Source organism: Actinoplanes sp. NPDC048988, from assembly GCF_043197815.1.
Taxonomy (GTDB): domain Bacteria; phylum Actinomycetota; class Actinomycetes; order Mycobacteriales; family Micromonosporaceae; genus Actinoplanes.
Genome location: NZ_JBICTW010000018.1, coordinates 79,505 through 93,163, shown reverse-complemented (window position 1 = coordinate 93,163; position 13,659 = coordinate 79,505). Strand labels below are relative to the sequence as shown.

Genomic DNA, 13,659 nt, shown 5'->3' with positions numbered 1-13,659 from the left:
CCACAGCCGCCGAGGCCATGCAGCACATGCACCCGTGGCCCAGCGCGGCGCCTGGTCAGCAGGGTCTTCAGGGCCGTGACCGCCGGGTCGCGGCCCAGCACCGGGGCGTCGAGGCGGCCGAGGGGCGGGTCGACCGTCGAGGTGGCCGGTGTCGTATGGGCGGTCGTCCGAGCTGGGGCGTCGATCATCGCGCTGGTCAGCATCCAGAGGTCGCGTTCCGATGGGCTAGCTGGATGCTGTCCCCGTCGATCAGGCGGAGACCGCCCGGCCGAGGAGACGAAGATTGGTGCGGGGCGCCGTGACCGGCCGGCTGCGGTGCAGGGCGATCAGCATGTCCACGACGGCCTCGCGGTCGGACGAGGGATGGGGGCCGAACGAACCCGCGGAGCCTGGGACAAAGGGGTGGACCGTCAGTGCGTAGCGGTCTCCGAGGTGCTGGACCAGGGCGCCGCTTGACGCGCGGATCGCGGCCATGACGAAGTTGAGGTTGAGGCGGTCTGCCGCTTCCAGTCAGGCCGGCCGATCGTTCCCGCATGCCGAGCAGTGTCGCTCGTCATTCGCACTCGGTGGGGGGAACGTCAGTCGGGAAGAGCAGGTCGTCGAGGGCGCCGTGGGTCAGCGGCTCGGCGAAGTAGTAGCCCTGGCCCAGTTCGCAGTTGCCCCCGGCCAGCGAGGTCAGCTGGCTGGCGTGTTCGATGCCCTCGGCGATGGTGGACAGCTGCAGGGCGCGGCCCAGCTGGATGATGCCGTGGGTGAGGGCGGCCGCGGTCGGCTCGTCGACGACGTCGTCCACGAAGGACTTGTCGATCTTGATGATGTCGACCGGGAAGCGGCGCAGGTAGGCCAGCGACGAATATCCCGTACCGAAGTCGTCGATGGCCAGGCGGACGCCGATGCTCTTGATCTCGTTGAGCCGGTCCAGGGTCGCCGGGCGGTGTTCCACCAGCAGCGACTCGGTCAGTTCGAGGATCAGGCGGTCGGCCGGCATCCCGGCCGTGGCCAGGGCGTCCCGCACGACGTGGGGCAGGGACGTCTGGTCGAGCTGAACGGCCGAGATGTTCACGCTGACCGACAGCGGCGGGCCGAGCCGCTGGCGGTTCCACTCGGCCACCCGGGTCGTGGCCTCGCGCAGGACCCACTCGCCGATCGGGACGATCATCCCGGTCTCCTCGGCCAGCGGGATGAAGTCCATCGGCGGGATGACGCCGCGTTCCGGGTGCTGCCAGCGGATCAGGGCCTCGACGCCGGTGATCTCGCCGGTGTGCAGGTGGACGATCGGCTGGTAGCGCAGCTCGAACTCGTGCCGCAGCACGGCCCGGCGCAGGTCGGCCTCGAGCGCGATGTTGGCCTGGAAGGCCTCGCGCATGGCCGGCTGGAAGACCTCGTAGCGGTCCTTGCCGTGCTTCTTGGCCTGGTACATCGCCAGGTCGGCGTGGACCATCAGCTCGGCCGCGTCGTGCTCGCCGGGCCGGCCGAAGGCGATGCCGATGCTGGAGCTGACGAACGTCTCCGCCCCGAGGTCGAACGGCAGCCGCAGCGCGTCGAGGATGCGCTCGGCCACGGGAACGGCCTCGTCGGTGCCGTGCAGGCCGGGCAGCAGCACGGCGAACTCGTCGCCGCCGAGCCGGGCCGCCGTGTCGCCGTCGCGCAGGCAGGCCTGTATGCGCTCGGCGACCCCGGTGAGCAGGGTGTCGCCGGCGGCGTGACCGAGCGAGTCGTTGACCACCTTGAAGCGGTCGAGGTCGACGAAGAGCACGGCGCCGCCCAGGCCCTGGGCGCCGAGGGCTTCCTCCATCCGCGTCTGGAACAGGGCGCGGGTGGCCAGGCCGGTCAGGGAGTCGAGGTAGGCCCGGCTCATCTGCTCCTGGGTGCGGGCGTCGGTCAGGGCCAGGCTGATGTGCTCGGCGAACGCGGTGACGATCTCACGGGTCGCCTTGTCCCAGTCGCGGCGGGCGCTGTAGGTGCCCACGGTGAGCGCGCCGACCGACTGGTCGCCCTCGTGCACGGGCACGGACAGCACCGACTGCAGGTTGACCGCGGTCAGGGCCGGCAACGCTATCGGTGAGGTGGCGTAGTCCTCCACGGCGACCAGCTCGTCGCCGAGGATGGCCAGCCCGGTGACGCCGGCCGCGGCGACCGGCACCCGCGCGGCCTGGGCGCGCACCTCGGGGCCGACTCCGACGGCGGCCACCATGGTGCCCAGGTGGGGATCGTCCCGCTCGACCAGGTTGATCGACACCATCTCGACGCCCAGCAGGTCCCGCAGCGACGCCGTGACCAGGTCGAAGACGCTGGTCAGGGGCCGGCGGCGGCCGATGGCGCGCTGCACTCCGGACAGCTCGGAGAAGACGCGGCGGCCCTGGTCGAGGTAGCCGAGCAGGCGGCCGTTCTCCTCGGCGTACCGGCGTTCCGACTCGACGACGTACAGCGACTGGAGGCAGAGCTCGAGGACGCGGGCCATACCCCGCAGCAGGGTGATCTCCTCCGCGGTGAAGGAGGCGCCGATCCGGCCGAGCACCAGGACGCCGGGCGCGGGACCGCCGATCGGGGCGTGGGTGACCGCGTAGCGGCCGCCGTCGAGCTCGAGCGTGGCCCGGCGGCCGGCGGCCACCTCGGCCAGGGCGTACGCGGGCACCTGGTCGGCCGCGAGGCCGATGGTGGCGACCACCCCGTCGTCGATCATCAGCACCGCGACGTCGGCGTCGAGGGCGCGGGCGGCGCACTCGACGGCAGCGTATTGCGCGGCCGGACCGGCGGGCCGGTCCGCCACCGCGGACAGGAATTCTGTCAGTTGCTCCGTCGCTAGCACGGCACTCATGTCGTCCGGCCGGGACCGGACATGAGGAGAACGCCCGAGCTCACATGACCGGGCACCATCCGGTCACGGTTTCCGGCCAAACGGTCGGACGTTTCGCGGAGAAGGTCCGACATGGTGCCGCTTTCGGACCCGCGACGACGACGGGCAAGCGGGCAAACAAACAACGAAGTCGATGACTTTGTGAGCCGAGCCACAGGTTTCCCCGGTGTTACAAATATCGCCATGAACGCTGATGAGCGGCAGCACCAGATAGTCGCCCTGGCCCGCCGGCACGGCGAGGTCGAGGTGGCCAAACTGGCCGCCGAACTGTCAGTCAGCGCCGAGACCATTCGCCGCGATCTGCGGCTGCTGGAGAAACACGGACTCATCCGCCGTACGCATGGAGGCGCGTACCCGGTGGAGACCGCCAAATTCGAGACCGATCTGGCCATGCGCACCGTTCGCGGGGTGCCGGAGAAAAGGCGTATCGCGACCGCCGCGGCCGGCCTCATCGGCGACGCCGAGACCATCTTCATCGACGAGGGCTTCACCCCGCAGCTGATCGCGGAGGCGCTGCCGACCGACCGGCCGCTGACCGTCGTGACCGCCTCGCTCAACACCGCGGCCTGGCTGGCCGGCTCCACGCCGGCCACGGTTCTGCTGCTCGGCGGCCGGGTGCGTGGCCGCACGCTGGCCACCGTCGACCACTGGGCGGCCGGCATGCTCTCCGGCTTCGTCATCGACCTGGCGTTCGTCGGCGCCAATGGCATCTCCCGCGAGGTCGGCCTGACCACCCCCGATCCGGCCGTGGCCGACGTGAAGGCGCGGGCCGTGGCCGCCGCCCGGCGCCGGGTCTTCGTCGGCATCCACACCAAATTCGGCGTACGTACGTTCTGCCGTTTCGCCGAGATATCCGATTTCGAATCACTGGTCACGGACACCGGACTTCCGGCGTCCGAGGCGAACCGCTATTCCCGAATGGGACCGCAAGTAATACGCGTCTAATCGGCACACCGTTTTCGATAAAACGGAGGATGCACCATGCCCAGAAAACTCGCCCTGGCCGCCGCATGCCTGCTGCTGGCCACCGCCGGCTGCTCGGGCGCCGGCTCGACCGACGGCGGCGACGCCGCCGGCGACACCATCACCGCCCTGATGGTCGGCAACCCGCAGATGGAGGACATCCAGCAACTGACCGCCGAGAACTTCACCAAGCAGACCGGGATCACCGTGAAGTTCACGATCCTCCCGGAGAACGAACTGCGCGACAAGGTCACCCAGGACGTCGCCAATCAGGGCGGGCAGTACGACGTGGCCACTGTCGGCGCGTACGAGGTGCCGATCTGGGCCAAGAACGGCTGGCTGCACGAGCTGTCGACGCAGGCCCAGGCCGACTCGGCGTACGACTCGGCCGATCTGCTCAAGCCGATGGTCGAGTCGCTGACCGGCGAGGACGGCAAGATGTACGCGGCGCCGTTCTACGGTGAGTCGTCGTTCCTCATGTACAACAAGGAGCTGTTCGCGGCCAAGGGCCTGACCATGCCGGAGCATCCGACGTGGACCCAGGTCGCCGACTTCGCCGCCAAGCTGGACGACAAGGGCAAGGGCGTGGCCGGCATCTGCCTGCGCGGCCTGCCCGGCTGGGGCGAGCTGTTCGCGCCGCTCACGACCGTTGTCAACACCTACGGTGGCACGTGGTTCGAGAAGGACTGGACCGCGAAGGTCGACTCGCCCGAGTTCGCCCAGGCCACCCAGTTCTACGTCGACCTGCTCAAGAAACACGGCCAGTCGGGCGCGCCGCAGTCCGGTTTCACCGAGTGCCTCAACACGTTCGGGCAGGGCAAGGCCGCGATGTGGTACGACGCGACCTCCGCGGCGGGCACGCTGGAGGACGCGAAGGCGAGCAAGGTGGCGGGCAAGGTCGGTTACGTGTACGCCCCGGTGAACAAGACCGAGTACTCGGGCTGGCTCTGGACGTGGGCCTGGGCGATGCCGAAGACCACCAAGAAGGCCGACGCCGCCTGGAAGTTCATCTCGTGGGCGACCAGCAAGGACTACGAGAAGCTGGTCGGCGAGAAGCTCGGCTGGTCGCGCGTCCCGTCCGGCAAGAGGACGTCGACGTACTCGATCCCGGAATACAAGGAGTCGGCCAAGGCGTTCGCCGACATCACGCTCGGTTCGATCGAGCACGCCGACCCGACCAACCCGGGCGTGCAGCCCCGGCCCGCGCTCGGTGTGCAGTTCGTCGGCATCCCCGAGTTTGCCGACCTCGGCACGAAGGTGTCGCAGGAGGTGAGCGCCGCCATCGCCGGCAGCAGCACGGTCGACAAGGCCCTCGCCGACGGGCAGAAGCAGGCCGAAGACGTGGCGAAGAAGTACAAGTAGTGACCACCATGATCGCCCGGCCGGACGAGCGGACCCAACCGCCCGTCCGGCCCACCAAGGGCGGAGCCAGAGACCGTTGGGTACGCCGGGCGCCGCTGCTGCCCGCGCTGATCTTCGCGATCGTGATCACTCAGATCCCGTTCCTCTACACGATCTACCTCTCCACGCTGAGCTGGAACGCGTTGCGCCCGGGTGACAAGCCGTTCGTCGGGCTCGACAACTACGTCACCGTGCTGACCGACACCCGGTTGCGGTCGGCGCTGGTGAACACGGTGCTGCTCACGGCGGGCGCGGTGATCTTCTCGATGATCCTGGGGCTGCTGCTGGCCCTGCTGCTCGATCGCAAGTTCGTGGGGCGTTCGGTCGTACGCACGTTGCTCATCACGCCGTTCCTGGTGATGCCGATCGCGGCGGCGCTGCTGTGGAAGCACGCGATCTTCAACCCGGCGTACGGCCTGATCAACGGCATTTTCGGTGGCTCGACCGACTGGATCTCGTCGTATCCGAAGGGCGCGGTCATCGCCACCCTGGTGTGGCAGTGGACGCCGTTCATGATGCTGATCCTGCTGGCCGGCCTCCAGTCGCAGTCGCACGAGGTGATCGAGGCGGCCCGGGTCGACGGGGCCAACGCGTGGCAGATCTTCCGCCGGATGACGCTGCCGCACCTGCGCCAGTACCTGGAGCTGGGCGCCCTGCTCGGCTCGATCTACCTGGTGAACACGTTCGACGCGATCTTCAGCATCACCCAGGGCGGCCCGGGTACGGCCACGACCAACCTGCCTTACGAGATCTATCTGACGACCTTCCGCAAGTTCGAGTACGGCGAGGCGTCGGCGGCCGGCGTGATCGTGGTGCTCCTGACGATCGTCGTGGCGACGTTCGCCCTGCGGGTCATCTCGTCGCTGTTCAAGATGGAGGAGCACCGGTGAAGCGGCTCTGGGGTGTGGTGGCCTGGATCGCCGGGATCGTGTTCGTCTTCCCGGTCATCTGGATGGTGCTGACCAGCTTCAAGCAGGAGCAGGACGCGGCCAGCAACCCGCCGAGCTGGGTCTTCACCCCGACCCTGGACCAGTACGCGCAGGTCTTCGACCGCAACATCACGCCGTTCCTGCTGAACTCGCTGATGGCGAGCGTCTTCTCGACGCTGTTCGTGGTCGCGCTGGCGACCCCGGCCGCCTACGCCCTCTCGCTGCGCCCGGTGGCAAAGTGGACGGACACGCTGTTCTTCTTCATCAGCACCAAGATGATGCCCGCCGTGGCCGCCCTGCTGCCGCTCTACCTGCTGGTCAAGCACCTCGGCATGCTGGACAACATCTGGACCATGGTCGTCCTCTACACCTCGATGAACCTGCCGCTCGCGGTCTGGATGATGCGGTCCTTCCTGCTGGAGGTGCCGCGCGAGGTGCTGGAGGCCGGCGAGGTGGACGGCGCCGGGCTGCTCACCTCCATCCGCAAAATCATCCTTCCGATCGTCTCGCCCGGGCTGGCCGCGACGGCGCTGATCTGCTTCATCTTCGCCTGGAACGAGTTCTTCCTGGCGGTGAACCTGACCGCCACCAACGCCGGCACCGCGCCGATCTTCCTGGTCGGGTTCATCTCCTCCGAGGGCCTGTTCCTGGCCCGGCTCTGCGCGGCCGCGACGCTGGTCTCGCTGCCGGTGCTGGTCGCCGGGTGGCTGGCGCAGAACAAGTTGGTCCGGGGCCTGTCGATGGGAGCCGTCAAGTAAGAGCGAGGTTCGTGCCAAACTTGTCCACGGGTGGTGAGTGAACCGCTACGGCTAGTTGTCAAGCGAGGAACCTTCAGATCAAATAGGTCCGTGGGTACGCCCGAGGAGTTACCGCACACCCTCGCTCCCGGTCGCATCGGCGCGGCCGCCATCGCCTACTTCGCGCTCGCCGCCACCGCGCCGATCGCCGTGCTCGTCCACGTCGTGCCCGCCGCCTACGCCACCGGGGGCGGGCCGCTCGTCCCGCTGAGCTTCCTCGCCGCCGGCCTCGTCCTGATCCTGTTCACCGCCGGATACGCGGCGATGGGCCACCGGGCGCCCTTCGCCGGCGCGATGTACACGTACGTCGCGAAGGGACTCGGCCGGCCGGGCGGCACCGCCGCCGCGTGGCTCGCGCTCACCTCGTACCAGGTCATCCAGCTCGGCCTCTACGGCCTGGCCGGCGTCGCCGCGGCGCCCCTGCTGCGCAGCTGGTTCGACGTCGAGGCCCAGTGGTGGATGGTCGCGGCCGGCTGCTGGCTCGTGGTGACGCTCTGCGGCCCGATCCGGATCGAGGTGAGCAGCGGGCTGATCGCGCTGCTGGTGCTCGTCGAGGGGGTGGTCGTGGTGGGCTTCGCGGCGGCCGACGTGATCGACCCGGCCGCGGGCGAACTCACCGTCGCGTCGATCCGCCCGTCCGGAGTGGACCTGCCGGTGCTCGGGCTCCTGCTCGTGGTTTCGGTGCTCGCCTTCGCCGGCTTCGAAACCTCGGGGGCGTACGCGGAGGAGGCGCTCCGCCCCCGTCGTGACCCCGGGCGCGGCGCCTATCTGAGCGTGGTCGTGCTGACCGTGCTGCTCGCGGGAGCGTCGTGGTCGCTGGCGACGGCGGCCGGCCCCGGCCGGATCGCCGAGCTGTCCCGGGCCCGCGGGCCGGAGCTGCTGTTCGACCTGGCCGCGGCGCGGCTGGCGCCGTGGGCGGTCACGCTCGGGCGGCTGGTGCTGCTCACCGGACTGGTCGCGGCCATGGTGGCGCTGCACCACACGATCGCGCGCTATCTGTTCGCGCTCGGGCGCGAGCGCGTGCTGCCGTCCGGGCTGAGCCGGACGTCGCCGCGTACTCGGGCTCCGCGGAACGCGTCCCTCGCGCAGTCGCTGATCGCGGGTGTCGCGCTCCTGGCGGCGTACGCCATCGGAACCTCCGGTGTTGATCTCTTGGGCCGTCGCCTGATCGTCGCTGGTGGGCTCGGTGTGCTGGTGCTGCTGATGGCGACCTCGCTGGCGGCGCTGCTGCATCTCAACCAGGTGCCGAACGGCGAGGGCGTGTGGAGCCGGTTCGTGGCGCCGGTGCTGGCGACGGTGTCCCTCGGCGTGATCGGTTATCTGGCCCTCGGTGACGTGCGACGGCTGCTCGGGGTGCCGGCCTGGACCGTTCCGGCCGCCATCGGCGCGGTGGTGTTTCTCGGCGTCCTGCACGCCCTGCTGCTCCGGCGTTTCCATCCCGTCATATACGCGGGAATCGGGCAGGGCGGCGTGCCGGTCGTGGTGACGCCGCCCAAACTGCCCGAACAGCGGCCCCATGCCGAACCCGGTGCGCACCGGCCGGAGCGGGTGAACCGCTGATGAGTGCGCCGGGTCCGCTGCGCGAGTTGCGACGGATCCGTGCGCTCGGCATGGACCCGGCCACCGGCCGCTATCGGGCCAACGAATCGGAGACCGCGCTGCGGATCGAGAGCGAGCTCGGCGTACGGCTGACCCGGGCCCGGCCCGGCTGCCGCGCCGACTGGTTCGACCAGCACGGTCTCTCCTACGACGCCGTGGGACCGTTCGCGGCCCACAGGTTCGACCAGCAATGGGCGCGATTCTCCTTGCAGATCGTGCTGCACCTGAGGAAGGCCGACCTGGTACCGGTGGACGTCTCACGCTTCACCCCGGACCAGGTGGCCCGCATTGAACGGTTCATCGCGGAGCGCGGACTGGCTCCGCGCGTCTTCATCCTGGGGCGGCAGCAATGGCGGCTCTCATCATGGTCCGGCCGGGCATGGACTGGCAGTCGACGGGTGGCCTCTTCGAATGGACGCTGGAGTTCCTCATACCGAGGATCGGCGACCCGAAGACGGCCGACTGGCTCCGCATGGTGGTCACGGAGAATCTCGGCAGCCTCTGGATACCCGACCTCCCCGAGGAGGGTCAGCGGGAGATCTACGCCCTGCTGCGCTCGGGCCTGGTCGCCGCGGCCCAGCGGGAGCTGCCCGACTCGCCGGCCAAACGGGACGCGCTGGCCCAGCTCCGCGACCTGGTAGCTCTGACCTATTAGGCCTCGACCGCTGTGGATCTTTGTCGTACGCTGTCGCGGCCGCGCCGCTGTCTTGCCGAGCGCGGGATTCACGGGAGTCCCATCATGCTTCGCGCTGCCCTCACTTCTGTCCTCGTCGCCGCGACCACCCTTGTCGCGGCCGGCGCCTCCAGCGGCCCGGCCGCCGCCTCGCCCGGGGGATCGCTGCGGATCACCGGGGTCAGCGACGTGCTGGTCGACCCGGCCCGTCAGCAGGTCCTGATCAGTGACGCCAAGAGCGGCACCATCGTCGTCACCGACTACCGGGCCGCCACGAAGGCCGTACGGTCCGGGTTGGCCGGGATCGGCGACCTCGTGCTCTCGCCCGACGGGAAGACGGTGTACGCGGCGGTGGCCGACGCGCACTCCATCGTCGCCTTCGACGCCGCGACCATGACCGAGACCGGGCGGCACTTCATCAACGTGGCCGCGTTCCCCCGGACCCTGGCCGTCGCCGGCGGGACGCTGTTCGTCGGATACGACTTCGGAACGGCGAACTCCCGGGGCGCCCTCGGCGCTCTGGACCTGCCCGGCGGGACCTTCCGGCGCAACTTCTTCACCGCGGACGGGTCGCCGCACGAGGCGCCGCGGCTGCTCACCGCCGCCGGCGCGCCCGGCCGGCTCGTCGCCACCGACGTGTCGAGCGACGCGACGACTCAGGGGAACACCTGGGTCTACGACGTCGCCGACGGCGTGCCGGCCGAGATCGCGTCCACCACCGCGGCGCCGGGACCGGTCGCCGACGTCGAGCTGTCCCGGGACGGCTCCCAGATCCTCGGCGTGGGCGGACCCTGCTCGACCTTCGTGGCGCCGGCCTCGGACCCGGCGCGGCGCGTGTCGATGCACGGCGGCTACTGCGGCGCGACGGCCCTCGGCGTGCACCCGGACGGCGGCCGGGCCGCGATCAGCTACGACGACAACCGCGTCATCCTCTTCGCGGCCGGGCTCGACGAAATGCACGGCAGTTTCGACCTGTACGAGGACAAGGCCGACCGGCTCGTCTGGCAGCCGGGCGGCTCGCGTCTCTTCGCCGTCACCCACGACTGGTATGGCTCCTACGAGCTGCACGTGTTCTTCGAACCGGTCACCACGGCGATCTCCCTGAAGGCGACACCGGCCGCCGCCAAGCGCGACACCCCCGTCGAGATCTCCGGCCGGCTCAACGCCTCGGGCCCGATCGGTGAGGCCGTCGCGGGCCTCGACGTGACCCGGACCGACGCCGAGTCGCCCTCGGGCCGCTCCCTCCCGCAGGTGGTCACCGACTCCAACCTGTACTTCTCCTTCTCCGACTACCCGCCGGTCGGCGGCACGGTCACCTACAAGGTGACGTACCGCGGGTCCGGGGTGGCCGCCGGTTCCTCGGCCCAGGTGTCGATCACAGTGGCCCGCTCGACGCCCGCCCTCCAGGTCTTGGCGCCGTCGAGCGCCGCCTACGGCTCGACGGTCACCGTCACCGCGCTGCTCGATCAGAACCTGCGCAACCGGACGGTCGCCATCTGGGCCGACCCGGCGGGGGCGGAGCCGCCGCGGCTGTTGCGCAACGCCAAGGTCGATGCCTACGGCGTCCTGACGACTCCGGTCAAGCTGACCCGTACCACCGCGCTGATCGCCAAGTACGCCGGGGACGCCTGGTACACCCCGGTGTCGAGCCCGGCGAGGCTGGTCTACACGCGGGTCGCGGTGTCGCTCACCAACTCGCGCCAGTACAAGACGGCCAAGCTCGGCAGTCTGCCGACCGCGTACTACCGCAAGACCGTCCACCCGCTGTTCAGCACGACGATGACGCCGTACCCGGGCCGCAAGGAACGGCTCCAGTTCGAGGTGCTGCGCAACGGCAAGTGGGCGGCCTGGCGCAACGTCGACGTGAAGCTCAGCGCCGCGGGCAAGGCGGCCTACACGCTCACCGGCGCCCACACGACCGGAGTGCGCTACCGCGTGCGGGCCGCCTATCTGCGGGGCACCTCCGGTGACACGGTGAACGCCACGACGTACGGCGCCTACCGCTACTTCACCTTCACGAAGTGAAGAACTCCTCGATCTGAGTGAGGGTGATGTGCTCGGGGTCGTCGCCGACGACGTCGGGCAGGTGCTTGGTGGTGACCGGGACGTCGGGGACGTCGGACGGCAGGTCGGGCACCGGCGGGGTCGGCGGCAGGGCCGGCATGGTCAGGGCCTGACGGATCACCTCGAACATGGCCCGGATCTCGCCGGTCGCGGTGCGGGTGGCCAGCTCGGAGCAGTCCTCCACGGGGGCGCGGGCGGGCAGCGCGCAGGTGAAGTTGGCCTGGAGGCGGTCGTCGAGGCGGCGGATGTCGGCGCTCGGGCGCGGATGGTCGAGCGGGCCCTCGGCGACGATGCCGAGCTCGCACGCGGACAGGCCGGACTGCCTCCACCAGGAGCGCCAGCGCGGGTCCGCGCCGAGCGTCAGCGCCACGTGGCGCAGGGCGACCACGTACTCGCGCGGGGCCGGGCCACCGCTGGTGGTGGCGCCCAGGTGGGGGTGCAGCCAGGAGTCTCGAGCCGTGCAGAGTGTCTGCTCACCCATACCTGCATGGTGACATTCCGGGCGCATTGCGGCGTGGTGGACGCCCGGGCACGTACGGGCGAATTCTTCGGCCGCCGCCTCCATAAGCACGTGATATAAATTCTCTCGTGATGCTGACCTCGGACCATCCGCGCTACAAATGGGTCGCGCTCTCGAACACCACCCTCGGAACGCTGCTGGCGACGATCAACTCGTCGATCGTGCTGATCTCGCTCCCGGCGATCTTCAAGGGCATCGACATCAACCCGCTCGAGCCCGGCAACGTCAGCTACCTGCTGTGGATGCTGATCGGCTACATGCTGGTCACCGCGGTCCTGGTGGTCACGCTGGGCCGGCTCGGCGACATGTACGGGCGGGTGCGGATCTACAACGCCGGATTCGCGATCTTCACCGTCACCTCGGTCGTGCTGTCGCTCGACCCGTTCGACGGTGGCGGTGGCGCGCTCTGGCTGATCGGCTGGCGGGTCGTCCAGGCGATCGGCGGCGCCATGCTGATGGCCAACTCGGCCGCGATCATCACCGACGCCTTCCCGGCCCGGCAGCGCGGCATGGCCCTCGGCGTCAACATCGTCTCGGCGCTGGCCGGCTCCTTCATCGGCCTGGTGGCGGGCGGCGTGCTGGCCGAGTGGGACTGGCGCTCGGTCTTCTGGGTCAACATCCCCCTGGGCGTGGTCGGCACGGTCTGGGCGTACCGCTCGCTGCACGACACCGGCGTCCGCCGCAAAGCGAAGATCGACTGGTGGGGCAACGCGACCTTCGCGGTCGGCCTCACGGCCGTTCTGGCCGCGATCACGTACGGGATCCAGCCGTACGGCGGGCACACGATGGGCTGGACCAGCCCGTGGGTGCTGACCGGCCTGATCGGCGGCGCGATCGTGCTCGTGGTGTTCGGGCTGATCGAGACCCGGGTGGCCGAGCCGATGTTCCCGCTCGGGCTGTTCCGGAACCTGTCGTTCCTCAGCGGCAACCTGGCCAACCTGCTGGCCAGCATCGCCCGCGGCGGCCTCCAGTTCATGCTGATCATCTGGTTGCAGGGCATCTGGCTGCCGCAGCACGGGTACGACTACGAGTCCACCCCACTGTGGGCCGGCATCTACCTGGTGCCGCTGACGATCGGCTTCCTGGCCGCCGGCCCGCTGGCCGGGACGCTGTCGGACCGGTTCGGCCCCCGGCCGTTCGCCACCGGCGGCCTGCTGGTGATGGCGGTGTCCTTCGGCGGCCTGCTGCTGTTGCCGAGCAACTTCAACTACGTGGTCTTCGCGCTGCTCATCTTCGTCAACGGCCTGGGCGGCGGCCTGTTCGCGGCGCCGAACACGTCGCTGGTCATGTCGAGCGTCCCGGCCGACATGCGCGGCGCGGCCTCGGGCATGCGGGCGACCTTCCAGAACGCGGGCCAGGTGCTCTCGATCGGCGTCTTCTTCTCGCTGATGGTCGCCGGCCTGGCCTCATCGCTGCCCGGCACGTTGAGCAGCGGCCTGACGGCCCAGGGCGTCCCGGCCGACACGGCGGCCCAGGTCGCGGCGACCCCGCCGGTGGGCACCCTGTTCGCGGCGTTCCTCGGCTACAACCCGATCGGCGAGCTGCTGGGGCAGCAGACGCTGAACTCGTTGCCGCCGGCGAACGCGTCCCGCCTGACCGGCCTGGACTTCTTCCCGCAGCTCATCTCCGGCCCGTTCCACGACGGCCTGGTCATCGTCTTCTGGCTGGCGATCGCCATGTCGGTGGTAGGCGCCCTGGCCTCGCTCCTGCGCGGCAAACCGGCCCCGGCCCCGGCCTCGTTCATCGCCCACGAGGCCGAGGTCCAGGCCGAGTACGCCGAGGCTCAGCCCCTCAACCCGGCGACCGCCATCGCCGAGCCCCTCGTCACCGAGCCGCGCCGGGATCGCTGATTCTCC

Annotated in this window: 11 protein-coding genes; 8 read left to right on the top strand and 3 right to left on the bottom strand. The window is 69.9% G+C overall.

What is annotated here, in order from left to right; translation table 11 throughout:
- Positions 1–249: 249 nt before the first annotated feature.
- Positions 250–474: a hypothetical protein gene (locus ACGFJ7_RS38360; RefSeq protein ID WP_392646865.1), complete on the bottom strand. Its 225-nt coding sequence runs from the start codon at positions 472–474 to the stop codon at positions 250–252.
- 79 nt (positions 475–553) lie between these two features.
- Entirely contained in the window at positions 554–2,818 is a 2,265-nt protein-coding gene (locus tag ACGFJ7_RS38355) for an EAL domain-containing protein (RefSeq protein WP_360246304.1), read from the bottom strand.
- A gap of 222 nt (positions 2,819–3,040) precedes the next feature.
- Here ACGFJ7_RS38355 and ACGFJ7_RS38350 point away from each other — a divergent pair, with 222 nt between their 5' ends.
- The 7 genes from ACGFJ7_RS38350 to ACGFJ7_RS38320 all read left to right on the top strand — a co-directional run bounded on the left by ACGFJ7_RS38350 (position 3,041) and on the right by ACGFJ7_RS38320 (position 11,244).
- Complete coding sequence (locus ACGFJ7_RS38350) at positions 3,041–3,802, top strand: DeoR/GlpR family DNA-binding transcription regulator (RefSeq protein ID WP_097329125.1); 762 nt, start codon at positions 3,041–3,043, stop codon at positions 3,800–3,802.
- Between the two features lie 36 nt (positions 3,803–3,838).
- Entirely contained in the window at positions 3,839–5,182 is a 1,344-nt protein-coding gene (locus ACGFJ7_RS38345) for a sugar ABC transporter substrate-binding protein (RefSeq protein WP_360246301.1), read from the top strand.
- Between the two features lie 8 nt (positions 5,183–5,190).
- On the top strand, positions 5,191–6,111 hold the full coding sequence (locus tag ACGFJ7_RS38340; RefSeq protein ID WP_392646939.1) for a carbohydrate ABC transporter permease: 921 nt from the start codon (positions 5,191–5,193) through the stop codon (positions 6,109–6,111).
- Positions 6,108–6,908, top strand: a complete 801-nt coding sequence (locus tag ACGFJ7_RS38335; protein ID WP_360246299.1) for a carbohydrate ABC transporter permease — start codon at positions 6,108–6,110, stop codon at positions 6,906–6,908. The genes ACGFJ7_RS38340 and ACGFJ7_RS38335 overlap by 4 nt, the downstream gene beginning before the upstream one ends.
- A 90-nt stretch (positions 6,909–6,998) precedes the next feature.
- Positions 6,999–8,507 (top strand): APC family permease, encoded by a 1,509-nt coding sequence (locus tag ACGFJ7_RS38330; protein WP_392646863.1) that lies wholly within the window; start codon positions 6,999–7,001, stop codon positions 8,505–8,507.
- Between the two features lie 388 nt (positions 8,508–8,895).
- Entirely contained in the window at positions 8,896–9,201 is a 306-nt protein-coding gene (locus tag ACGFJ7_RS38325; protein WP_360246295.1) for a hypothetical protein, read from the top strand.
- A gap of 84 nt (positions 9,202–9,285) precedes the next feature.
- On the top strand, positions 9,286–11,244 hold the full coding sequence (locus ACGFJ7_RS38320) for a WD40 repeat domain-containing protein (RefSeq protein WP_392646861.1): 1,959 nt from the start codon (positions 9,286–9,288) through the stop codon (positions 11,242–11,244).
- Here ACGFJ7_RS38320 and ACGFJ7_RS38315 read toward each other — a convergent pair.
- The gene (locus ACGFJ7_RS38315; protein ID WP_360246291.1) at positions 11,234–11,764 is read right to left on the bottom strand and encodes a hypothetical protein; all 531 of its coding nucleotides are present in this window, start codon (positions 11,762–11,764) and stop codon (positions 11,234–11,236) included. The two genes, ACGFJ7_RS38320 and ACGFJ7_RS38315, sit on opposite strands and share 11 nt — an antisense overlap.
- 110 nt (positions 11,765–11,874) lie before the next feature.
- Here ACGFJ7_RS38315 and ACGFJ7_RS38310 point away from each other — a divergent pair, with 110 nt between their 5' ends.
- Entirely contained in the window at positions 11,875–13,653 is a 1,779-nt protein-coding gene (locus tag ACGFJ7_RS38310; RefSeq protein ID WP_392646859.1) for an MFS transporter, read from the top strand.
- The last annotated feature ends 6 nt before the right edge of the window (positions 13,654–13,659 follow it).

Excerpts from the sequence above, each read along its gene's own strand:
- ACGFJ7_RS38360 (WP_392646865.1), bottom strand. The coding sequence starts at position 474 with ATGGCCGCGATCCGCGCGTCAAGCGGCGCCCTGGTCCAGCACCTCGGA.
- ACGFJ7_RS38355 (WP_360246304.1), bottom strand. The coding sequence starts at position 2,818 with ATGAGTGCCGTGCTAGCGACGGAGCAACTGACAGAATTCCTGTCCGCG.
- ACGFJ7_RS38350 (WP_097329125.1), top strand. The coding sequence starts at position 3,041 with ATGAACGCTGATGAGCGGCAGCACCAGATAGTCGCCCTGGCCCGCCGG.
- ACGFJ7_RS38345 (WP_360246301.1), top strand. The coding sequence starts at position 3,839 with ATGCCCAGAAAACTCGCCCTGGCCGCCGCATGCCTGCTGCTGGCCACC.
- ACGFJ7_RS38340 (WP_392646939.1), top strand. The coding sequence starts at position 5,191 with ATGATCGCCCGGCCGGACGAGCGGACCCAACCGCCCGTCCGGCCCACC.
- ACGFJ7_RS38325 (WP_360246295.1), top strand. The coding sequence starts at position 8,896 with ATGGCGGCTCTCATCATGGTCCGGCCGGGCATGGACTGGCAGTCGACG.
- ACGFJ7_RS38320 (WP_392646861.1), top strand. The coding sequence starts at position 9,286 with ATGCTTCGCGCTGCCCTCACTTCTGTCCTCGTCGCCGCGACCACCCTT.
- ACGFJ7_RS38315 (WP_360246291.1), bottom strand. The coding sequence starts at position 11,764 with ATGGGTGAGCAGACACTCTGCACGGCTCGAGACTCCTGGCTGCACCCC.
- ACGFJ7_RS38310 (WP_392646859.1), top strand. The coding sequence starts at position 11,875 with ATGCTGACCTCGGACCATCCGCGCTACAAATGGGTCGCGCTCTCGAAC.